The organism is Amycolatopsis ponsaeliensis, assembly GCF_030182635.1.
Lineage (GTDB): Bacteria > Actinomycetota > Actinomycetes > Mycobacteriales > Pseudonocardiaceae > Amycolatopsis > Amycolatopsis ponsaeliensis.
Genome location: NZ_JAPZLD010000059.1, coordinates 43,704 through 65,340 on the forward strand (window position 1 = coordinate 43,704; position 21,637 = coordinate 65,340).

A 21,637-nucleotide genomic window follows, 5' to 3' on the forward strand; every position below is an offset into this window, starting at 1 on the left:
GTACCCGGAGGGTCGGCTCGCGTGCCTGGAGGGTCGGCTCGCGTGATCGGGGAGCCGACACGCGTGATTGGAGAGTCGACTCGCGTGATTGAAGGGTCGACACGACCGCGGGCGCCGGTGGCTGGGAGCGATCCCGCCTGAGGTGCATGCCTTCGGCGCTAAACAGCGTTTCCTTAGTACGCTGTGTGACCGACTCGCTGGGCCGTTCGAGTGATGGGGCGACCATCGGCCGCGGCTGTTCAGGAGTGTTCAGCGGGTCCTTGTTCGCCGGGCGCGCAAATGTGACGTCTTCGCCCGCGGTGTCCTTCTGACTCGATTCTTTACATCCACGTTTCCGGCTGGCTACCGTCTGCGCCTGGAAGCGCTCCCAGATCGCTGGCTCCCTACGGACAAAGGAGTTCCGAAGCCATGCGTTCCTCTCCCCGATGGCGCCGTGTGCGCCGAACGCGCTGGTTACGCGGCCGCGCGCTGGCCCTGGCTTCGGCCGTGGTCGCGTTCACCGCCGCGCTGGTCGTCCCCTCGTCGGCGCTCGCCGCCGACGTCGCCTGCACCGTCACCTACACCACCAACGACTGGGACACCGGGTTCACCGCCAACGTCTCGCTGCGCAACGACGGTGCGGCCCTCGACAGCTGGAAGGTCGGCTGGACGTTCCTCGACGGCCAGAAGGTCCAGCAGGGCTGGAGCGCCACCTTCGCCCAGAGCGGCGCCGCGGTCACTGCCACGAACCTCTCCTACAACGGCCACCTCGACACCGGGGCGAGCACCAGCTTCGGCTTCAACGGCTCGAAGGGCTCCGCCAACCGCCCGCCCACCGACTTCTCCGTCAACGGCACCGCGTGCACCGGCGCCAACAAGGCCCCCACCGTCAGCCTGACGTCGCCGGCGTCGTCCGGCACCTACTACGCCCCGGCCACGATCCCGCTCGCCGCCACCGCCGCCGACAGCGACGGCACGGTGAGCAAGGTCGAGTTCTACGCCGGCGACACGCTCCTGGCCACCGACACGGCCTCGCCGTTCGAAGGCAGCTGGGCGAACGTGCCGGCCGGGACCTACTCGATCACGGCCAAGGCCTACGACAACAAGAACGCGGCCACGACGTCGAGCCCGGTGAGCGTGAAGGTCCTTTCCGGACCCACGATCGTCGCGGCGCCGGCGACCGCGCAGGTCAAGCAGGGCGGGACGGCCACGTTCGCCGTCACCCTCGCCGGCGCGCCCACCGGTTCGGTCACCGTCGGCGTCGCCCGCACCGCGGGCAGCACGGACCTGACCGCGACTCCGGCGACGCTCACCTTCACGTCGACGAACTGGAGCACTCCGCAGAACGTCACCGTGAAGAGCGCCGACAACGGGGGAGCGCTGGGCAGCGCGACCTTCACCGCGAGCAGCAGCGGCTACACCGCGGCCACGGTGACGGTGAACGAGATCTCGTCGTCCACTTCGGACTACGAACTCGCGTTCCTGACCCAGTACAACAAGATCAAGGATCCGAACAACGGCTACTTCCGCAAGTTCGGGAACATCCTGGTGCCCTACCACTCGATCGAGACGCTGATCGTCGAGGCGCCGGACCACGGCCACGAGACGACGTCGGAGGCGTTCAGCTACTACCTGTGGCTGGAAGCGTCCTACGGGCGGATCACCGGTGACTGGTCGCTGTTCAACCAGGCCTGGACGTCGATCGAGACGTACGCGATCCCGTCGGCGGCCGACCAGCCGGGCAACTCCGGCTACAACGCGAGCAAGCCCGCCACCTACGCGGCCGAGTACCCGAGCCCGAAGTCCTACCCGTCGCAGCTGCAGTCCGGCGTGTCCGTCGGCGCCGACCCGATCGCGGCGGAGCTGAAGGCGGCCTACGGCTCGGCGGACGTCTACGGCATGCACTGGCTGCTCGACGTCGACAACATCTACAAGTTCGGCCACTGCGAAGACGGCACGAACACCGCGCCGGCGTTCATCAACACCTTCCAGCGCGGTTCGCAGGAGTCGGTCTGGGAGACGGTCACCCAGCCCAGCTGCGACGTCCTGAAGTTCGGCGGCAAGAACGGGTACCTCGACCTGTTCACCGGCGACTCGTCGTACGCGAAGCAGTGGAAGTACACCGACGCGCCCGACGCGGACGCCCGCGCCGTGCAGGTGGCCTTCCAGGCCGAGAAGTGGGCGGCCGCGCAGGGCAAGAGCTCGGACGTCGCGGCCGTCGTGAAGAAGGCGTCGAAGATGGGCGACTACCTCCGGTACTCGCTGTTCGACAAGTACTTCAAGAAGATCGGCAACTGCGTCGGCGCGTCGAGCTGCGCGGCCGGCACCGGCAAGGACAGCGAGCACTACCTCGTTTCCTGGTACTACGCCTGGGGCGGGTCGATGGACTCGTCGAGCGCGTGGGCGTGGCGCATCGGCGACGGGGCGGCCCACCAGGGCTACCAGAACCCCCTCGCCGCGTACGCGCTGTCGACCGACCCGGGGCTGAAGGTCACCTCGGCCACCGGGGCGAGCGACTGGGCGACCAGCCTCGGCCGGCAGATGGAGTTCCTGCAGTGGCTGCAGTCGTCCGAAGGCGGGCTCGCCGGCGGCGCGACCAACAGCTGGGAAGGCCAGTACGGCACCCCGCCGTCCGGCACGCCGACGTTCTACGGAATGTTCTACGACCAGCAGCCGGTCTGGCACGACCCGCCGAGCAACCAGTGGTTCGGCTTCCAGACCTGGGGCATGGAACGCATCGCCGAGTACTACCAGGCGACCGGCGACGCCCGCGCGAAGAAGATCCTCGACAAGTGGGTCCCGTGGGCGATCGCGAACACCACGGTCGGCTCCGGCGGGAGCTTCCAGATCCCGGCCGACCTCACCTGGAGCGGTGCGCCGGACACCTGGAACGCCACCAGCCCGGGCTCGAACACGAGCCTGCACGTCACGGTGAAGAACTACAGCAACGATGTCGGGGTCGCGGCCTCGCTGGCCAAGACGCTGCTCTACTACGCGTCGGGGTCGAGCAACGCCCAGGCGAAGAGCGTGGGGGAGCAGCTGCTCACGGCGCTCTCGGCGAACACCGACAGCAAGGGCATCGCGGTGCCGGAGACCCGGACGGACTACAACCGGTTCGACGACGCCTACAACGCCACCACCGACCAGGGCCTGTACGTGCCCACCGGGTGGACCGGCACGATGCCGAACGGCGACGCGATCAGCTCCAGCTCGACGTTCACCTCGATCCGCTCCTTCTACAAGAGCGACCCGCAGTGGCCGAAGGTCCAGTCCTACCTGGACGGTGGCGCCGCACCGACGTTCACCTACCACCGGTTCTGGGCGCAGTCGGAGATCGCCACGGCGTTCGCCGCGCACGTCGCCCTGTTCGGCTGAAAGGCACTCGATGAAGCGACTGCTCGCCCTCGCGGTCGCCGCACTGGTCGGGGGCGCCGTTCTCACGGCGTCCCCGGCCACCGCGGCCGCGGCTTCCGGCACCGGCACGGGGTACTGGCACGCGTCGGGCTCCCAGCTCGTCGACGCGACCGGTGCCCCTGTCCGGATGACCGGCGTCAACTGGTTCGGCGCCGAAACCGGCAACTACTCGCCGCACGGCCTGTGGAGCCGCAACTACAAGGACATGCTCGACCAGATGGCGAGCCTCGGCTACAACACGCTGCGGCTGCCCTATTCCAACCAGCTCTTCGACTCCGGCGTCAAGCCGAACAGCATCGACGCCGTCCAGAACCCGGACCTGCAAGGGCTTTCCGGGCTCCAGGTGCTCGACAAGATCATCGCCTACGCCGGGACCAAGGGCATGCGCGTGATCCTCGACCAGCACCGGCCGGACTCCGGCGCGCAGTCCCCCCTCTGGTACACCAGCGCCTACCCGGAGAGCCGCTGGCTGTCCGACTGGACGATGCTCGCCCAGCACTACAAGGGCAACACCACGGTGATCGGCGCCGACCTGCACAACGAGCCGCACTCCATCCAGGGTGGCGGCGGCGCGTGCTGGGGCTGCGGCGACACCGCGACCGACTGGCGCCTCGCCGCCGAACGCGGCGGCAACGCCGTCCTGTCCGCCAATCCGGACTGGCTCGTCATCGTCGAGGGCGTCGACTGCGTCAGCGGCACCGGCGACCCGCAGTGCGGCTGGTGGGGCGGCAACCTCTCCGGCGCCCGCCAGTTCCCGGTGCGGCTGTCCAAACCGGACAAGCTCGTCTACTCGGCCCACGAGTACGCGACGTCGGTGTTCGCGCAGCCGTGGTTCTCCGACCCGTCGTTCCCGGCGAACCTGCCGGCGCTGTGGGACCACTTCTTCGGCTACCTGCAGAAGCAGAACATCGCGCCGGTGCTGCTCGGCGAGTTCGGCAGCACGCTCGCCGACCCGCGTGACAAGACCTGGCTGCAGGAACTGATGAAGTACGCGGGGACGGGCCCGACCGGGATGAGCTTCACGTACTGGTCGTGGAACCCGAACTCCGGCGACACCGGCGGCATCCTCAACGACGACTGGACCACGGTCAACCAGGCCAAGCAAGCAATCCTCCAGCCGTACCTGATCCCGCCGGTCGGTGGCGGTGGCGGGACGACGGACCCGCCGCCCGCGGTGAGCTGCGGGGTCACCTACCACGTCGACAACACGTGGCAGGGCGGCTTCGTCGCCTCCGTCACGCTCAAGAACACCGGTACCACGCCGCTGAAGACCTGGGCGCTGGGCTGGACCGTGCCGTCCGGGACGCAGATCACCGGCGGGTGGGGCGCCACCGTCACGCAGTCCGGGCAGCAGGCGAGCGCCAAGGCGCCGTCGTGGGCGCCCGACCTCGCCGGCGGCGCCTCGACGTCGATCGGCTTCCAGGCGACCGGCGCCTCGACCGGCAACCCGAGCGGCTTCGCCATCGGTTCCACCCCCTGCAGCGCCTGACCCGACAACACGAAGGAGCACACTCGATGAGGAGTGATTTCTGGTCCCCGAAGAGGAAGGTGCGGCTCGCCGCGGCTTCCTCGGTGACGGCCGCCGCGGTCGTCGCAGGGCTGCTGGTGGCGGGCGGCAGCCCGGCGGTCGCCGCCTCCGGCTGCAAGGTCACCTACGCGACCAACTTGTACGAGCCCGGGTTCACCGCGAACATCACGGTGACCAACCTGGGTGATCCGATCACGTCCGGCTGGGACCTCCAGTGGGACTTCGGCGGCAACCAGCAGGTCCAGCAGGGCTGGAGCGCGACGTTCAGCCAGACCGGCAAGCACGTCAGCGCGAAGAACCCGTCCTGGGGCGCCACGCTGGGGACGAACGCCACCGCGAGCCTCGGCTTCAACGGCCAGTACTCGGGGTCGAACGCCGCCCCGACGTCGTTCACGCTCAACGGCGTCGTCTGCGACGGCAGCACGGGCGGCACGACCACCACCCCCACGACCCCGACGACCCCCACCACCCCGACGACGCCCACCACGGTGACGACCACGCCGACGCCGGGAACCCACGTCGACAACCCGTACTCCGGCGCGAAGGGGTACGTGAACCCGGACTGGTCGGCCTCGGTGACCGCGGCCGCCGCGGCCAAGGGCGGGACGCTCGGCTCCCAGATGGCCAAGGTGGCGAACACGTCCACGGCCGTGTGGCTGGACCGGATCGCGGCGATCGAGGGCACGTCGAGCGCGCGCGGCCTGCGCGGGCACCTCGACGCGGCGCTGGCCCAGCAGAGCGGCGGCACGCCGGTGACGATCCAGATCGTCGTCTACGACCTGCCGAACCGCGACTGCGCGGCGCTGGCGTCCAACGGTGAGCTGCAGGCCGGCTCGGGCGGCCTGGCCCGGTACAAGAGCGAGTACATCGACCCGATCGCCTCGATCCTGTCGGACTCGAAGTACGCGCCACTGCGGGTCGTGGCCGTCGTCGAACCGGACTCGCTGCCCAACCTGATCACCAACACCGCGACGGCCAAGTGCGCCGAAGCGCAGTCCACCGGGGCCTACACCCAGGGCATCCAGTACGCGCTGAACAAGCTGCACGCGATTTCCAACGTCTACAACTACCTGGACATCGCGCACTCGGCGTGGCTGGGCTGGGACAGCAACTTCGGCCCGTTCGTCAACCTGGTCAAGCAGACGCTGCAGGGCACGACGGCCGGGGTGAACAGCATCGACGGCTTCATCAGCGACACGGCGAACTACACGCCGCTGACCGAGCCGAACCTGCCGGACTCGAACCTCAACGTCGGTGGCCAGCCCCTGCGGTCGGCGACGTTCTACCAGTGGAACCCGTACTTCGCCGAGGTGCCGTTCGCCACGGCGATGTACAACGCGTTCGTCTCCGCGGGCCTGCCGAGCGGCATCGGCATGCTGGTCGACACCTCCCGCAACGGCTGGGGCGGCTCGGCCCGGCCCGGCAGCGCGTCGGGGTCCACCGTGGACAGCTACGTGAACTCCGGCCGGATCGACCGGCGGCTGCACCGCGGCAACTGGTGCAACCAGAGCGGGGCCGGGCTCGGCCTGCGGCCCACCGCGTCGCCCGCGGCGCACTTCGACGCCTACGTCTGGATCAAGCCGCCGGGTGAGTCCGACGGCGCGAGCTCGCAGATCCCGAACGACGAGGGCAAGGGCTTCGACCGGATGTGCGACCCGACCTACCACGGCAGCGACCAGGCCAACGGCGGCAACCTGACCGGCGCCCTGCCGAACTCGCCGCTGTCCGGCAAGTGGTTCCAGGCCCAGTTCGAAGAGCTGGTCCAGAACGCCTACCCGCCGGTGCAGTGATCGGCTCCCGGGCCGGGCGGTGCCGCGCAGCCGCCGTCCGGCCCGGGTCTCCACCTTGCGTACGAGCGAAGGAAGGCTAGAGGTCCTTCCGGAAGGACAGCCGGTCCAGCCCCGGCCCGTCGTAGTCGGGCTGGACCGGAAGTCCGTCGAACTCCTTCGGCCCGGCTTCGGTGACGAAGCCCATCCGGGTGTGGAAGGCGTGCGACGCCTTGTTGACCGGGGACGTGATGGCGCGGACGGTGCTCCGGCCGTGGGCGCGGCTGTAGGCGAAGAAACGCTCGTACAGGGCGGCGCCGAGACCCTTGCCTCGTTCGTCGGGGTCGACTCCGACGAAGTGGATGTAACTTTCCGCCGGCCGGGACGGTGAGAGGAACCCGATCAGGAACGCGACGATCCGGTCGTCGCCGGTCACCAGGAAGCTGCTGCCGGTGAAGTGCTGGAACATCAGCTTCGGGAGGAGCAGGGCCCGCTGCCGGGAGCCTTCGTCGCCGCCGAGCCCGCCCCACCAGGAGTCGAGGACGGCGAGCACGGGCAGATGGTCCTCTGGGCCGGGGTGGCGCACGGAATGGCCGGAGAGCGGCGTGAGGTCGGGAGTCGTCACCAGGCCAGGGTGCCGGACGGGGAAAGGGAACGCGACCGGGTTTCGCCGCCGGTCCACTGTGTCCGGACCATCGACAGGAGCTCGCCGGGTGTGCTTCCCCGAAGAAAACCCGCCCGCGGGGTCACGGCACCACCCGGTGCACCCCGATCAGCACCTGCTGCCAGACGGCGGCCGGGTCGGCGCCGCCCTCGACCGCCTTGAGCGCGGGCGCGACCACCGTCTCCTGGATCTTGCCGTCGCCCGGTCCCTTGTACTGCGGCTTGCCGACCTTCTGGGCCTGCGCGACGAAGACCTGCCCGGCCAGCGCGCCGCCGAAGTAGCCGTTCATCTCGCTGAGCAGGTCGGGCGAGGTGAAGGCGTCGACCTGGCTGGGGAAGTTGCCGCTCACCCGGAACGCGTGCAGCTGCTGCTCCGGCGAGGTCAGCCAGGCGGCGAGCGCGGCGGCTTCCTTCGGGTGCTCGCTCGCGGCCGGCACGGTGAGGTAGGAGCCGCCCCAGTTGCCGCCGCCGTCCGGGAACGCGTCGGTGATCGCCCACTTGCCGGCGTTGCCGAGCCCGGCCTGCTGCTCGATGACGCCGAGCATCCACGAAGGACAGACCTTCGTCGCGAAGGCGCCGAGGCGCAGGCCGGTGTTGCCGTCCTCGGCGAAGGCGGTGAGCCCGGCCGACTGTCCTTGCTTCACGGCGGTGGTGACCTGGTCCCAGGCGCCCCGGAGCGCGGTGTTCGTCTCGAGCGTCGAATGGTCTTCGCGGTCGAGGTAGCCGACCGGGAGCTGGTTGACCATGGCGTTGAAGTTCTGCGCCGCGGAGTCGAACCAGGCCTTGCCCTTCGAGCGCTTGACGTACTTCTCGCCGGCCTTGAAGTAGCTGTCCCAGTTCGCGAACATCGTCTTGACCGAACCGGGGTCGGTCGGCAGCCCGGCCGCCTCGAGGAGGTCCTTGCGGTAGCACATCGCGAGCGGGCCGATGTCCGTGCCGTAGCCGATGAGCTTGCCGTCCTTGCTGCGCCCGGCCTCGTACTTCCACTCCAGCCACCGGCCCGGTTTCACGTCGGCGGGGCCGATCTCGCCCAGGTCGGCGAACTTCGCGGACTGCGCGAGGACGTCGGAGAGGTGGCCCTCCTCGACGGCCTGGACGTCCGCGAGGCCCTGTCCGCTTTGGAGCTTGCCCAGCAGGTCCTGGTGGTAGGGGCCGCCTTGGTCGGTCTTCACCTGGCGGACGTCGATCCCGGGGTGGGTGAACCGGTACCCGGGGATCAGGTCGTCGTAGCCGAACTCGCCGAACGTCGCCAGGGTGAGCGTGATGCGCTCGGGCGTGCTCGGGCCGCAGCCGCCGGTCAGGACCAGCAGGACGACGGCGACGACGAAGGCCAGCCGTCTTCGGATCAGCCTCATGCGCTCCCCCTCCAGGGCTCACGCCCTCGTGGTTGGGAGCGCTCCCGGACGGAGTGTTGTTTCCGGGACCGCCGGGTGTCAAGGTGCGCGACGGCGGGTGTCCGGGCGGACACGCTTTCGTGCGGGGAAGGAATGCGATGAAGCGTCCGACGATCACCGACATCGCCCGGGAGGCCGGCGTGTCCAAGGGCGCGGTGTCCTACGCGCTCAACGGCCGCCCGGGCGTGTCGGAGGCGACCCGGCACCGGATCACGCGGATCGCGCGGGAGCTGGGGTGGTCGCCGAGCAGCACGGCGCGCGCCCTGTCCGGCGGCCGGGCAGGGGCGATCGGGCTGGTGCTCGACGGACCGTCCGAACTGGTCGTCCCGGCCCTGCTCGACGGGTTCTCGCCGGAGCTCGTGGTCCAGGTCGCCACCAGCCGCGACGCGGTGCTGGCGGTCTACCGGCGCTGGCGCGCGGAGCGGAAGGTGGACGGGGTGCTGCTGACGGACCCGGACTGCGCGGCGGAGCTGGTCCGGATCGGCCTGCCGGCGGTGGTCCTCGGCGGCCCGGGCGGGCTCCCGGGCGTGCCCTCGGTCCGGGTGGACGACACGGCAGGCGCCGCCGAGGCCCTGGAGTACCTGGCGGCGCTGGGACATCGGCGCGTGGTCCGGATCCCGGGAGCGGCGGCGTTCGCGGAGGAGGGGGAGCGGGCGGAGGCATTCACGACCGAGGCCCGGCGGCTGGGGTTGGTGGGCGGTATCGGAGACCACCGGGGCGCCGAGCTCCCCGACGCGAGCGCTGCGAATCGCGGAGGTGGCCGAGGTGCGGACGCCGGGCCGGCCGCGCGGCCGACCGCGGGCGCCGACGATCGCGGCGGCTCGGGTGAGAGCGCCGGACGGGCCGGGTTCCCGACCGCAGGCACCGACGGCCCGCAGGCCGCCGCCCGGCGGGAGCGCGGCGGGCTTTTCGGCGCGGCTCCGGCTGCAGGTTTCGGAGTCGGCTCCGGTGGCTCGGGGGATCGCGGCGGTGCGGGGCCGGCCACCAGCTTCGGAGTCCCCTCTGGTAGCTCTGGGGATCGTGGCGGTGCGGATCCGGCTGCAGGATTTGGCGTCCGGCCAGGTGGTTCCGCGGATCGCGGCAGTGCGCGGCCGACTGCCGGCTCCGGTGGTTTCGGGGATCGTGGCGGTGCGCGGCCGACTGCAGGTTTCGGAGTCGGCTCCGGTGGCTCCGGGGATCGCGGCAGTGCGCAGCCGACCACCGGTTTCGGAGTTGGCTCCGGGGACCGCGGCAGTGCGCAGCCGACCGGGGCGCGGAATCAAAGCGGCCGCAGGGATCTCCGCAGCGCTCTTCCCGCCCCCGGTTCAGGAAACCGCACCCGCCAAGCCGCCGCCGTCCGCGTCGAACCCTCGGCCGATGCCGTCCGCCAAATCCTGACCTCCCACCCGCGGCCCACCGCCCTCCTCTGCGACACCGATGTCCTCGCCGTCGCCGCGCTCGTTGCCGCGCGGGAACTGGGGTTGGCCGTGCCCGGGGATCTCTCCGTCGTCTCCTGGGACGACTCCGTGCTCTGCCACCTCGTCCGCCCGGCCCTCTCCGCCATCCGGCGTCCGCTGCCCGAGCTCGGCGGGCTCGCCGCGTCGATGCTGCGGGACCTCATCGCCGGCGAAGAGGTCGGGGACGTCTGGGCCTCGCGGCCGCGGCTGATCACCCGCGGCAGCACCGGCCCCGCCCGCTGACGGGCCGGTGCTGCCGACCCCTCAGGTGCCCTGGCAGGTCGGCGACGGCTGGGCCGGGTTCGTCCCCGCCGCGTTCACCACCAGGCCGAACGTCGTCGTCCCGTCGGGCGCGACGGCGCCGTTCCAGCCGGCGTTGCGGACCGTCACCACTGAACCGGACTGGCTCAGCGTGCCGTTCCAGATGCTGCCGATCGTCTGGCCCGACGGCAGCGTCCAGCCCACCTGCCAGCCGCTGTACGCCGTGGTGCCGTGGTTCATCACCGTCACCGTGGCCTGGTAGCCGCCGCTCCAGGCGTTCGTCACCTCGTACATCGCCATGCACGAGCCGCCCGTCGGCGGGGGACTCGTGGGGGTCGTCGGCGTGGTCGTCGGGCTGCCCGGCTGGTGCACGCCGGTCACTTCACCGTGCCCGCCGTCGAACGTGACGTCGGAGCAGCCGTAGAACGTCTCGGCGCTGTCGGAGCGCTTCCACACCGAATAGATGATGTGCCGCCCGGACTTGTTCGCCGGCAGCGCGCCGGTCCACTTGTACTGCCCGTCCACCGTGCCGACCTGGCCGGTCACCGCCGGGTGGTCCACGGTCAGGAACGGCTGGTCCTCCAGCGAGTCCCAGGTGAGCGGCGACGACGGGTCCCAGCCGTCCTTCGTCACGTACGTGTAGAACCAGCCCGGGTGCGCGGCCCACGCGTTGTAGGAGAAGTCGAACGAGGCCCCGGCGGTGAGGTGGGTCAGCGGCCAGTCGCCGACCTGGTCGAAGCCGGCGTAGCCCGGGTTGCCGCCGGAGCACAGCTTGCCGTCCGGGATGAAGCCGCGCGTGCGGCCGGCGCCGTCGGAGCGCAGCACGGCGAACCAGTTGTACAGCGAGTTGGCGCCGCTGGTGGTCACCGCGGCCGAGCAGGCCGGGTTCTGCGGGATGATCTGGCCGGTCGAGCTGAGCCCGTCCTGCCAGCACAGGAACGTCCGGCTGCCCGGCTTCATCAAGGCGCCGTGCGCTTCGGCCGTGCCGGTGTTCAGCAGGATCGCCGTCAGGCTCGCCAGCAACACGGTGACGGCGGCGAGGATCGTACTTCGTCTCCTGGTCACGTCTGTCCCTTCGTCGGGTAGCGTGCGTCGAAGACTGGGAGCGCTCTCACGATCAGGATACGCGGTGGTGGTCGCTTCCGGAATCCCGCGGTGACGACCGGCGGCGCCGTGGCCTACCTTGGCGAGGGGAGCCGATCACCGGGCCGGCCGTGGAGAAGGGCAGAGAGTGGACAGTCCGTCATCGGTTCCCGCCTGGGTGCGCGCCGAACCCGCCCGCCTGCTCGGCTTCGCCGCCCGCGCAGCCCACCCGGCCGGCGGCTTCGCCTGGCTCGACGACGCCGGGCGCCCGGTCCTCGACCGGCCGGTCGAAACCTGGATCACCTGCCGGATGACGCACGTCTTCGCGCTGGCGTCGCTGCAGGGCGTGGACGCGGGGGAGCAGGTCGCACACGGCGTCTCGGCGCTGACCGGCCCGCTTCGCGATCCGGACCACGGTGGCTGGTACGCGACGACAACGTTGTCAGAGAAGCGCGCCTACGAGCACGCCTTCGTCGTCTTGGCGGCCGCGAGCGCGGTCGCCGCCGGCGCCGAGGGTGCGGAACCGCTGCTGGCCGAGGCCCTCGACGTCGTCGAACGCCGGTTCTGGGAACCGGGCCCTGGCCGCGTCGCCGACGTCTGGGACCGCGGCTGGACCGAGCTCGAGGACTACCGCGGGGCCAACGCCAACATGCACACGGTCGAGGCGTTCCTGGCCGCGGCCGACGTCACCGGCGACCGGGTCTGGGCCACGCGCGCGCTGTCCATTGTGGACCACCTGGTGCACGGTGAAGCCCGTGCCCACGGCTGGTTGCTGCCGGAACACTACGACGCGGGCTGGCACGTCGAGCTCGAGCGCAACCGGGACGAGCCCGCCCACCCCTTCCGGCCGTTCGGCGCCACCATCGGCCACCTCTTCGAATGGGCGCGGCTGGCCGTGCACCTCGGGCGCGCGCTCGGACCAGGCGCACCGGAGTGGCTGGTACCGGACGCGGAAGCGCTGTTCGCGACCGCGGTCCGCCACGGCTGGGCCGTCGACGGCCGCCCGGGCTTCGTCTACACCACCGACTTCGCCGGGACGCCGGTCGTGCGCACCCGCCTGCACTGGGTCGTGGCCGAGGCGATCGCCGCCGCGTGGACACTGCACCAGGAGACCGGCGAGACGGCCTACCTCGACCGGTTCCGGGAGTGGTGCGCTCACGCCGACGCGTGCTTCGTCGACCGCGAGCTCGGCTCGTGGCACCACGAGCTGGACCCGGAGAACCGCCCCGCTTCGGCAGTCTGGGCGGGTAAACCGGACATCTACCACGCCTACCAGGCGACGCTCCTGCCCGCGTTGCCACCCGCGGCGTCGTTCGCCGGCGCGTTGATCACCCGCGGCTAGACTCCGCGAGAACCCCCTTCCGACGAGGAGAACCATGTCGCCCTATGTCGCCGCCGAAGACCGCTACGCGGGCATGCCGTACCGGCGAGCGGGACGCAGTGGCCTGAAGCTGCCCGCCGTGTCGCTCGGCCTGTGGCACAACTTCGGGGACGACAAGCCCCTCGACGTCCAGCGCGCGGTGCTGCGCCGGGCGTTCGACCTCGGCGTGACGCACTTCGACCTGGCCAACAACTACGGCCCGCCGCCCGGCGCGGCGGAGGCGAACTTCGGCCGGCACTACGCCGCCGACTTCCGCCCGTACCGCGACGAGATCCTGGTGTCGTCCAAGGCCGGCTACCTGATGTGGGACGGCCCGTACGGCGAGTGGGGCTCGCGCAAGAACGTCCTGGCCAGCCTGGACCAGAGCCTCGCGCGCACCGGCCTGGACCACTTCGACGTCTTCTACTCCCACCGCCCGGACCCGGAGACGCCGATCGAGGAGACCATGGGTGCCCTCGACACCGCGGTCCGCTCCGGGAAGGCGCTGTACGCGGGCATTTCGAACTACTCGCCGGAGCAGACGGAAGCCGCGATCGCCGCGCTGAAGGAACTGGGCACGCCGCTGCTGATCCACCAGCCGTCGTACTCGATCCTGAACCGCTGGGTGGAAGACGGCCTCCAGGACGTCCTCGACGAGCACGGCGTGGGTTCGATCGCCTACTCGCCGCTGAGCCAGGGCCTGCTGACCGACCGCTACCTCGACGGCGTCCCCGCCGACTCGCGGGCGGCCGGCGCCAGCCCGTTCCTCACGAAGGACCGGCTCACCGAGGAGACCCTGGCGACGATCCGCGCGCTGAACGACGTCGCGAAGCGGCGCGGGCAGACGCTGGCGCAGCTGGCCATCGCCTGGGTGCTGCGCCGCGGCCGCGTCACGTCCGCGCTGATCGGGGCCAGCAGCGTCGCCCAGCTCGAGAACACCGTCGCGGCGACCGCGAACCTGGACTTCGCCGACGAGGAGCTGGCCGAGATCGACCGGATCGTCGCGGCCTAGCAGCCGATCCGGCCGGTGCCCATGGCCACGTCGTCGAACCAGAGCGTGTCGGCGTCGGTGCCGTAGCTCTCCCAGCCGAGCCGCAGGTCGGTCACGGCCGGGTGCCAGGCACGGGCGAGCCACTGCTGGTCGACGTCGGGGGTGGGCACGCCGTCGACGACCAGCCCGGGCACCTCGGCCGAGCCCAGCCACGTCCGCAGCTGCCCGGCCGCGCCGTCGATCGCGAACTCGAAGCACGACCACGCGCCGGTCGGCAGCGGGACGCTCTGGGCGACGCCGGCCGGGCTCTGCGCGGGCAGCGTGGCGTCGTCGGATTCGCGGTTCCACTGCAGGGCCCGGTTCTGCCCGCCGGCCCGCAGGTCGCGGCCGCCGTCCGCGGTGTCGCGCAGGGCCATGAACGTGACGTGCCCGGACGGCAGCGACGTCGTGTGGCGGACCCAGAACCGGCCGTACAGCACGCCGGAGCCGGGCACGCTCGTGCCGAAGAACGCGTGGTTGCAGTAGCCGCCGCCCCCGGCGACCTTGACCGAGCGGGTGCCGGAGTGCGCGACGGCGGTGTCGACGGTGACCGTGCCGGTGCCCTGGCAGTTCGCCGCGCCGACGGTCCACCGGCCGGCCGGGGCGCCGCCCGTCTGCTGCTCGAAGTCGTCGCAGAACGCCGCGTCCGCGCACCCGGCGGGCGGCGGCGCGGTGGTCGTGGGTGTCGGAGTCGTCGGCGGTGTCGTGGAGGGGGGAGCGGTGTCCCCGCACGCGACGCCGTTGAGCGCGAAGTCCGCCGGGTCGGCGTTGGTCCCGCTGGAGGTGCCCTGCAGGCCGAACGAAACGGAACCGCCGGCAGGCAGCGCGGCGTTGTAAGGCAGGCTCTCGGCGGTGACCGCGGCGCCGGACTGGCGGACGGTGGCGTTCCAGGCCGACGTCACGGACTGGTTCCCGGCGTAGTGCCAGGTGAGCGCCCAGGAAGTGAGTGCGGTGGCACCGTTCGTCACGGTGATCTCGGCGGTGAACCCGGTTTGCCACTGGTTGACGTGGTAGCCGACCTGGCAGGCGGGCGCGGCCGTGGCCGGCCCGGCCGCGACGACCGCGGTGGTGCCGGCGGCGGCGAGGCAGAGTCCGGCGAGGGCGGCGGCGAACCTGTGCATCGGGGCCTCCCGGGACGCGGACAGGGGCGCCGCGGCTCACGCCACGGCGCCCCTGGGTGGTGGCCGCGTTCGGATGAGGCGACCTGGCATGGGAGCGCTTCCAGCCGCCGGAAAGGTAACCCCCGCGTGTCGTCGTTGTAAAGCGCGACCCGGACGCGAGCCGATCCGGTGGTCCGTTTTCGGGTGCCCCCGCCGGGCCCGGCGGGAACTGAACGCTCCTGAACGGCCGAAGCCGTTGGGAGGCAAAGCATCCTGTGGTCGCGCTGTGCCACCGGCCGGCGCCACCGGATGCGGCCGTTGGAGTGGATTCCGGGAATCCTTGCCGAAGATCACCGCGGGGTTTACAGCGCCCGAGGAGGCCGGGTACTGTCCAGCGCTGCTGGGAGCGCTCTCACGGTTTCCGTCCTGTACCGAGGGAGTGATCGATGCGTTCCGGACCAGCACTGCTCGGCGCCTTCAGCGCGCTCGCCGTCGTCGGCGCGACGACGGCGTTCACGCTGGGCACACCATCGCCCGCAGCGGCGGCGACGGCCTGCGAGGTCGGCTACACCGTGAACGACTGGGGAAGCGGTTTCACCGCCAACCTCAGCCTGAAGAACCTCGGGACGGCGCCGCTGTCCGGGTGGCGGATCAGCTACAGCTACACCGGGAACCAGCAGCTGCAGCAGGGCTGGAACGGCACGTGGGCGCAGTCCGGCAAGACCGTCACGCTCACCCCGGCGACCTGGAACGGCACGATCGCCCCGAACGCATCCGTCACCGCAGGCGCGAACTTCGGCTACAGCGGGGCCAACGCGGCGCCGGCGTCGTTCAGCGTGAACGGCGAACCGTGCGGCGGCACGCAGCCGCCGACCACCACACCGACGACGCCGATCACCCAGCCCACCACCACGACCACGACGCCACCGCCCGGCGGTGCGCCCAAGCTGCACGTCTCCGGCAACCGGCTGGCCGACACGGCGGGCACGCCGGTGACGCTGCGCGGGGTGAACCGCTCCGGCGGGGAGTTCGCGTGCGTGCAGGGCAACGGCCTCTTCGACGGCCCGATGGACGCGGCCTCGGTCGCCGCGATCAAGAGCTGGCACGCGAACGTCGTGCGCGTGCCCTTCAACGAGGACTGCTGGCTGGGGCTGTCCAACGTGGACCCGCGGTACGCCGGAGCCACGTATCGCGCGGCCATCAAGTCCTATGTGGACCTGCTGCACGAGAACGGCCTGGTCGCGATCCTCGACCTGCACTGGACGCACGGCGTCTACACGGGGAACTCTTCGGCGTGCAGCGACGTCAACGCCACCTGCCAGAAACCGATGACCGACACCGAGCACTCGGTGGACCTGTGGACTTCGGTCGCGAACACGTTCAAGGGCGACGACGCCACGATCCTCGACCTGTTCAACGAGCCCTACCTCGACCGCGCGGTGTCCGGCTCGGCCCAGGCGTGGACGTGCTGGCGTGACGGCGGTTCCGCGTGCACGGGCATCGGCTACCCGGTGGCGGGCATGCAGACGCTGGTGAACGCGGTGCGCGCGACCGGCGCCACCAACGTCATCATGCTCGGCGGCCTCGCCTACTCCAACGACCTCACCGGGTGGCTGCAGTACAAGCCGAGCGACCCGGCCGGCAACCTGGTCGCGTCCTGGCACTCGTACAACTTCAACACCTGCAGCTCGTCGTCCTGCTGGGACAGTCAGCTCGCGCCGGTCGCCGCGGCCGTGCCGCTGGTGGCCGGGGAGATCGGCGAGAACGACTGCGCGAGCGGCTACGTCACCGGCCTGATGGACTGGTTCGACCGGCACCAGGCTTCCTACCTCGGCTGGACCTGGAACACCTGGCCCTGCACGTCCGGCCCCGCGCTGATCACGTCCTACGACGGCACGCCGACGGCGTTCGGCGCGGGCATCCGCGCCCACTTCCTCGCGGCCGGCTGACGGGACCGGCCGTGCGGGGCGGGGCAGCGGATCCTTCCGCCGCCCCGTTCCCGTGCTGCCGTCAGGTCGTCGTGCAGGCCTGGCCGTTGAGGCTGATCGCGGTGGGTTTTCCATTGGTGGTGCCCGAGGTACCGGTGAAGCCGAACTCGGCGCTGCCGCCCACCGCGATCGTCTTGTTCCAGCCGGCGTCGAGCGCGGACACCGCCGCGCCGGTCTGCGTCACCTGTGCGTTCCAGGCCTGCGTGACGCGCTGGCCGTCCGCGAAGGACCAGGTGACCGTCCACCCGTTCACCGGCGCGGTCCCGGTGTTCCCGACCTTCACCCCGGCCTGGAAACCGCCCTGCCACTGGTTCGTGACGGTGTAGGCCGCGGTGCACGACGAAGCCGGCACCGGCGTGGTCGTCGTCGGGGGAGTGGTCGGAGTCGTGGCGGTGGTCGTCGTCGTGGGCGGCGGCTGGTCACCGCCGGACTCGCCCACGATCACGCCCCGCCCGTTCGTGCCCACGTACACCCGGCCGTACACCCGCGGATCCCCGCTCAGCGCCGCCCCGATGTTGCCGTACTGGTGCCGGTCGTCGTTGATCCGCGTCCACGACGCACCCGCGTCGTCCGACCGGAAGATCCCGCGCACCCCACCGATCTTCGCAATGGTGTATAACGCCGCATACGTCCGGCCGGGAGCGGCTTTGCCGAACCCGATGTTGTCGGCTTCGGTGACCGCGCTCAGTTTCGTGAAGGACGCTCCGGAGTCGGTCGAGTGCCACAGACCGTACGTCGAGCCGGAGCCGCCGGCCAGCCAGATGTCGCCGGTCACGCCGGTCATCGCCTTGAAGTGCACCGAGCCGCTCGGCAGCCCGGTGGCCGCGGACGCGGTGAAGTTCGCGCCGCCGTCGGTGCTGACGTAGAAGCGGCCCGCGGCGAACCCGTAGAACCGCTTCGGGTCCACGCGGTCGGCCTCGACCACCGCGCCCGCCGGGATGCCGGCCGACGCCGTCCACGACGAGCCGAAGCCCACGGAGTAGCTCACGCCGGTGCCGTCCGGGCTCCACACGAAGCGGCTGCCGTCGGCGGCCGCGGCCACCGTCCCGCCGCTGGCGCCACCGCCTGGTTCGGCGCCCTGGAACCAGTTCTTGCCGCCGTCGGTGGAGAACGCGACGCGGTTGTCGTTCGGCCGGGCGGTCCGGTCGAGCGTGCCGGTGCGGACGATCGTGGCCGGGTTCAGCTCGGCGTAGTCCAGGCTGGTCGTCGTCGTGAACACCGGCGAAGTGAACATCGTCGAGGGGACGGCGTCGAGGCTGTCGTGCCGGAACCCGCCGATGTCGCCGAGCCCGGAGAGCAGCGGCGCGCCCGACGGCGGGCTGATCAGGTCGAGCACCGCGGTCTCCTCGAGGCCGCCGACGACCGGCTTGAGCGTGATCTTCCCGCCGCTGTCCCACTTCGTCAGGTCGGAGGTGCCGTAGATGGTCGCGCCGGTGCCGTAGAGCAGGTGGTTCGAGTCGAACGGGTCGATCTCCACCGACTCGGTCATCCAGCCGAGCTTGGGTGAGGGCACCGGGGGAGCGGCCTGGACGCCGAAGGTCAGCCACGGCACCGAGGAGATGTCCTGGGTGTAGCGCAGCGACCGGTCCGGGTAGCTCGTGAAGTCCCAGATCCGGGTCCAGGTGGCACCGGCGTCGGTGCTGCGGAAGAAGATGACGTCCGGCCACCACGACACCTGCGTCGCGACCATCAGGGTGTTCGGGTGCTGGCGGTCGATCGTCAGGCCGCTGTAGCCGAAGTAGTCGTCGGCGCTGTCGGAGGCGATCGGGCTGATCCGCGTCCACGCACCGGTCTTCGTGGCGTACTTCCAGACGTCGCCCTTCGCGCCGTCGTACGGGCCGCCGGTGTCGCTGGTGGCGAGGTAGAGGTAGCCGCCGACCGGGTCGAGCACGCCCTTGTGCGCCAGGAACCCGGTGGGCTGGCCGGCCAGCCGCGCCCATGTCGTGCCGCCGTCGGTGCTGCGGTAGACGGTGTTCGCCTTGTCCGCGACGCCGACGTAGATCGTCTGCGTGGTGTTGCCGCGGGTGCCGGTCGACGGGTCGAACGTCACCCAGGTGACACCTTCGTTGTCGCTGGAGTAGCCGGAAGGGTCGCTCGGGTCGGGCGCGTAGTTGCCCGGGTTGGGGAAGGCGGTCACCTTCGCCCACGTGACGCCGGAGTCCGTGCTGCGCCAAAGGCCGTTGCCGCTCGGAGCGCCGAGGTAGAGGACGCTGTCGCGGTTCGGGTCGATCGCGAGCCGCTCGCCCATGCCGCGGCCGGGCATGTTGCCGCCGAGCTTGAACGGCAGCGCCGAGGCCTGCCAGGTCGCGCCACGGTCCGCCGAGCGCAGGACGGCGCCGGTGTTCGGGTCCCAGCTGTTGGTGTACATCCCGGCCGCGGCGTAGACCCTGTTCGGGTCCACGGGGTCGGTGGCCAGGCTGACGACGCCGTTGTGGCCCCAGTCGGTCCAGCCGACCGAGTCCAGCAGCGGGATCCAGCGCCCGGTGGCGGTGTTCCAGCGGTACGCGCCGCCGATGTCGGTGCGGGCGTAGGCGAGGCCGGGTTCGGCCTGGTTGAAGACGATGCCGGGGACGAACCCGCCGCCGCCGATCTCCGCGTTGCGCCACGTGGTGGCCGCGACGGCGGCGGGGGACGCCGGCGCGGCGGCGACGGTGACCGCGACGGCGGCCGGCACGACGAAGGCGAGCGTGCCCGCCAAGAGTCGTCTGAGGGAACGGGGTTGCGAGTTTCGCACGTCTGCCTCCAGGATTCTGGGAGCGCTTCCAGAGGAAGGTAGACCCGCGCGCGGGACGGTGTAAAGGTCCATCGGCAGGGCGTCGGACCAGGCGAAACGGCTTCGACGATTTCGCCTGCGATGCACCGTCCACAATGGAATCGATGAACCGGGGACGGTGGCCGAGCGTGTCCATTGTGTACCGATTCACGACCGGAAAGGAGGGTGTGGCGGATGGAGCAACGTTGTGCGCCAAGCGGTATCACATATGTGAACAGCGATCACGTTTCTGAATCGTTATCAACGACTGTCTTGCCCGGTTTTTTCCGGCGTGTGAGTGTGGTGGCCGCTGGCTGGACTGGACCTACGAAAGAGGCGACCTCGCAATGACGCAGACAGCCCCGGCGCGGCATATCAGCCGAACCACCTTGTACTTCTTCGGCGCGCTCGGCGGCATCTTGTTCGGCTACGACCTGGGCGTGATCTCCGGGGTGCTCCCGTTCATCGGGAAAGCCTGGTCGCTGACCGCCTGGGACAAGGGCGTGATCACCGCCAGCCTGTCCGTCGGTGCCATCGTGGGCGCGCTGTTCTCCAGTCGCATCAACGAAGCACTCGGCAGGCGGCGCACCATCATGGTCGCCGCGGCGATCGTCATCGTGGGCACGCTGGCGGCGAGCTTCTCGCCGACGTTCGCGCTGCTCGTGATTTCGCGGCTGGTGATCGGTCTCGGCATCGGCCTTTCGTCGTCGACCGTGCCGACGTACCTGTCCGAATTGGCGCCCGCCCGGTTGCGGGGCGCGATGGGCGCGCTGAACCAGATCTTCATCGTGCTCGGCATCCTGATCGCGTTCCTGACCAGCTACTGGCTCGGCCCGATCTCCGCGTGGCGCTGGATGTTCGCCGGCGCGATCGTGCCCGCCGTGATCCTGCTCGTCGGGCTGGCCTTCCTGCCTGAGACGCCGCGCTGGCTGCTCAAGAACGGCCAGGAGGAGGAAGCCCGGCGGGTACTGGCGAGCGCGCACGGCAACACCGTGAACCTCGACGAAGAGATCGCGACCATCCGCGAGGTCATCCAGCTGGACACCGAGGCCAAGCCCCGGTTCCGCGACCTGTTCTCGGGCTTCGTCCGGCCGATGATGATCGTCGCCATCCTGCTCGCGGTCGGCCAGCAGTTCAGCGGCGTCAACGCGATCAACGCGTACTTCCCGACGATGCTGATCGGCCTCGGGTTCGCCACGCAGGCCGCGCTGCTGTCCGGCGTGCTGCTGGGCGTCACGAAGTTCCTGTTCACCGCGTGGGTCGTGTTCGTGGTGGACCGCTGGGGCCGCAAGCCGCTGCTGCTCATCGGCAACGTGATCATGGTGATCACGCTGGTGGCGGCCGGGCTCGTCGTGCTGAACGTCCACGACACCAGCACGCGCGGCATCCTGATGCTGGTGATGATGGTGCTGTACCTGGTCGGGTACGAGCTCGGCTGGGGCGCGGTCGTCTGGGTGATGATGGCCGAGGTGTTCCCGCTGAAGTACCGCGCGACGGGCATGGGCCTCAGCAGCGTGGTCCTCTGGTCGGCGACCGGCATCGTGAGCGCGGTGTTCCCGCTCATCTCCGCCGTGGGTTCGCTCGGCATCGGCGGTTCGATGTTCCTGTTCGCCGGCATCAACGTGGTGCTCTTCGTGCTCACGAAGTGGCTCGTGCCGGAGACGAAGGGACGCTCGCTGGAGCAGATCGAGCTCGACCTCCGGGCGCGGCAGGGGGTCGCGGCCACGAGCTGACCCCGGGGGGTCTCGGGGGGGGGGGGGGGGGGGGGGGGGGGGCCCCCCCCCCCCACGAGAGTCGCGGGCGGCGGGGGGGCCGCGCGGCGCGGGGGGGCCCCCCCCCCCCGCCGGGCCCCCCCCCCGCGGGTCGAGGAGCACCCCCCCACC

General features: G+C 70.9%; 13 protein-coding genes. 8 read left to right on the forward strand and 5 right to left on the reverse strand.

Annotation, left to right across the window (positions count from 1 at the left end):
- Positions 1-408: 408 nt before the first annotated feature.
- The 3 genes from QQ657_RS49465 to QQ657_RS49475 are packed head-to-tail and all read left to right on the forward strand — an operon-like array spanning position 409 to position 6,711.
- Positions 409-3,354 carry a glycoside hydrolase family 48 protein gene (locus QQ657_RS49465; protein ID WP_284749405.1) on the forward strand — a complete coding sequence of 982 codons (2,946 nt, stop codon included), beginning with the start codon at positions 409-411 and terminating at the stop codon, positions 3,352-3,354.
- Positions 3,355-3,364: 10 nt separating this feature from the next.
- Entirely contained in the window at positions 3,365-4,882 is a 1,518-nt protein-coding gene (locus QQ657_RS49470; protein WP_284749406.1) for a cellulase family glycosylhydrolase, read from the forward strand.
- Between the two features lie 26 nt (positions 4,883-4,908).
- Positions 4,909-6,711 (forward strand): glycoside hydrolase family 6 protein, encoded by a 1,803-nt coding sequence (locus tag QQ657_RS49475; RefSeq protein ID WP_284749407.1) that lies wholly within the window; start codon positions 4,909-4,911, stop codon positions 6,709-6,711.
- Between the two features lie 76 nt (positions 6,712-6,787).
- Here the strand turns inward: QQ657_RS49475 and QQ657_RS49480 are convergent, their stop codons facing one another.
- Positions 6,788-7,312, reverse strand: coding sequence for a GNAT family N-acetyltransferase (locus QQ657_RS49480; protein ID WP_284749408.1), 525 nt, complete (start codon positions 7,310-7,312; stop codon positions 6,788-6,790).
- 121 nt (positions 7,313-7,433) lie between these two features.
- Positions 7,434-8,705 (reverse strand): ABC transporter substrate-binding protein, encoded by a 1,272-nt coding sequence (locus tag QQ657_RS49485; protein WP_284749409.1) that lies wholly within the window; start codon positions 8,703-8,705, stop codon positions 7,434-7,436.
- Between the two features lie 137 nt (positions 8,706-8,842).
- On the opposite strand from QQ657_RS49485, the gene QQ657_RS49490 reads away from it, so the two are divergent.
- Positions 8,843-10,423, forward strand: coding sequence for a substrate-binding domain-containing protein (locus QQ657_RS49490; RefSeq protein ID WP_284749410.1), 1,581 nt, complete (start codon positions 8,843-8,845; stop codon positions 10,421-10,423).
- 21 nt (positions 10,424-10,444) lie between these two features.
- Here the strand turns inward: QQ657_RS49490 and QQ657_RS49495 are convergent, their stop codons facing one another.
- Positions 10,445-11,506, reverse strand: a complete 1,062-nt coding sequence (locus tag QQ657_RS49495; protein WP_284749411.1) for a lytic polysaccharide monooxygenase auxiliary activity family 9 protein — start codon at positions 11,504-11,506, stop codon at positions 10,445-10,447.
- A 166-nt stretch (positions 11,507-11,672) separates the two neighbouring features.
- On the opposite strand from QQ657_RS49495, the gene QQ657_RS49500 reads away from it, so the two are divergent.
- Together QQ657_RS49500 and mgrA are read left to right on the forward strand one after the other, a co-directional pair.
- Positions 11,673-12,866: an AGE family epimerase/isomerase gene (locus tag QQ657_RS49500; protein WP_284749412.1), complete on the forward strand. Its 1,194-nt coding sequence runs from the start codon at positions 11,673-11,675 to the stop codon at positions 12,864-12,866.
- 34 nt (positions 12,867-12,900) lie between these two features.
- Positions 12,901-13,896: an L-glyceraldehyde 3-phosphate reductase gene (mgrA, locus tag QQ657_RS49505; RefSeq protein WP_284749413.1), complete on the forward strand. Its 996-nt coding sequence runs from the start codon at positions 12,901-12,903 to the stop codon at positions 13,894-13,896.
- Here mgrA and QQ657_RS49510 read toward each other — a convergent pair.
- The gene (locus QQ657_RS49510) at positions 13,893-15,035 is read right to left on the reverse strand and encodes a cellulose-binding domain-containing protein (RefSeq protein WP_284749414.1); all 1,143 of its coding nucleotides are present in this window, start codon (positions 15,033-15,035) and stop codon (positions 13,893-13,895) included. The genes mgrA and QQ657_RS49510 overlap by 4 nt on opposite strands.
- 425 nt (positions 15,036-15,460) lie before the next feature.
- Between QQ657_RS49510 and QQ657_RS49515 the strand changes: the two genes are divergently transcribed.
- On the forward strand, positions 15,461-16,963 hold the full coding sequence (locus QQ657_RS49515; protein WP_284749415.1) for a cellulase family glycosylhydrolase: 1,503 nt from the start codon (positions 15,461-15,463) through the stop codon (positions 16,961-16,963).
- Between the two features lie 61 nt (positions 16,964-17,024).
- Here QQ657_RS49515 and QQ657_RS49520 read toward each other — a convergent pair whose 3' ends face one another.
- Positions 17,025-19,700 (reverse strand): cellulose binding domain-containing protein, encoded by a 2,676-nt coding sequence (locus QQ657_RS49520; protein WP_284749416.1) that lies wholly within the window; start codon positions 19,698-19,700, stop codon positions 17,025-17,027.
- 401 nt (positions 19,701-20,101) lie between these two features.
- Here QQ657_RS49520 and QQ657_RS49525 point away from each other — a divergent pair, with 401 nt between their 5' ends.
- On the forward strand, positions 20,102-21,487 hold the full coding sequence (locus QQ657_RS49525) for a sugar porter family MFS transporter (RefSeq protein WP_284749417.1): 1,386 nt from the start codon (positions 20,102-20,104) through the stop codon (positions 21,485-21,487).
- Positions 21,488-21,637: the final 150 nt, after the last annotated feature.

Bases quoted from the DNA above. Each gene is read 5' to 3' on its own strand.
- QQ657_RS49465 (WP_284749405.1), top strand. From the start codon at position 409: ATGCGTTCCTCTCCCCGATGGCGCCGTGTGCGCCGAACGCGCTGGTTA.
- QQ657_RS49470 (WP_284749406.1), top strand. From the start codon at position 3,365: ATGAAGCGACTGCTCGCCCTCGCGGTCGCCGCACTGGTCGGGGGCGCC.
- QQ657_RS49475 (WP_284749407.1), top strand. From the start codon at position 4,909: ATGAGGAGTGATTTCTGGTCCCCGAAGAGGAAGGTGCGGCTCGCCGCG.
- QQ657_RS49485 (WP_284749409.1), bottom strand. From the start codon at position 8,705: ATGAGGCTGATCCGAAGACGGCTGGCCTTCGTCGTCGCCGTCGTCCTG.
- QQ657_RS49490 (WP_284749410.1), top strand. From the start codon at position 8,843: ATGAAGCGTCCGACGATCACCGACATCGCCCGGGAGGCCGGCGTGTCC.
- mgrA (WP_284749413.1), top strand. From the start codon at position 12,901: ATGTCGCCCTATGTCGCCGCCGAAGACCGCTACGCGGGCATGCCGTAC.
- QQ657_RS49510 (WP_284749414.1), bottom strand. From the start codon at position 15,035: ATGCACAGGTTCGCCGCCGCCCTCGCCGGACTCTGCCTCGCCGCCGCC.
- QQ657_RS49515 (WP_284749415.1), top strand. From the start codon at position 15,461: ATGCGTTCCGGACCAGCACTGCTCGGCGCCTTCAGCGCGCTCGCCGTC.
- QQ657_RS49525 (WP_284749417.1), top strand. From the start codon at position 20,102: ATGACGCAGACAGCCCCGGCGCGGCATATCAGCCGAACCACCTTGTAC.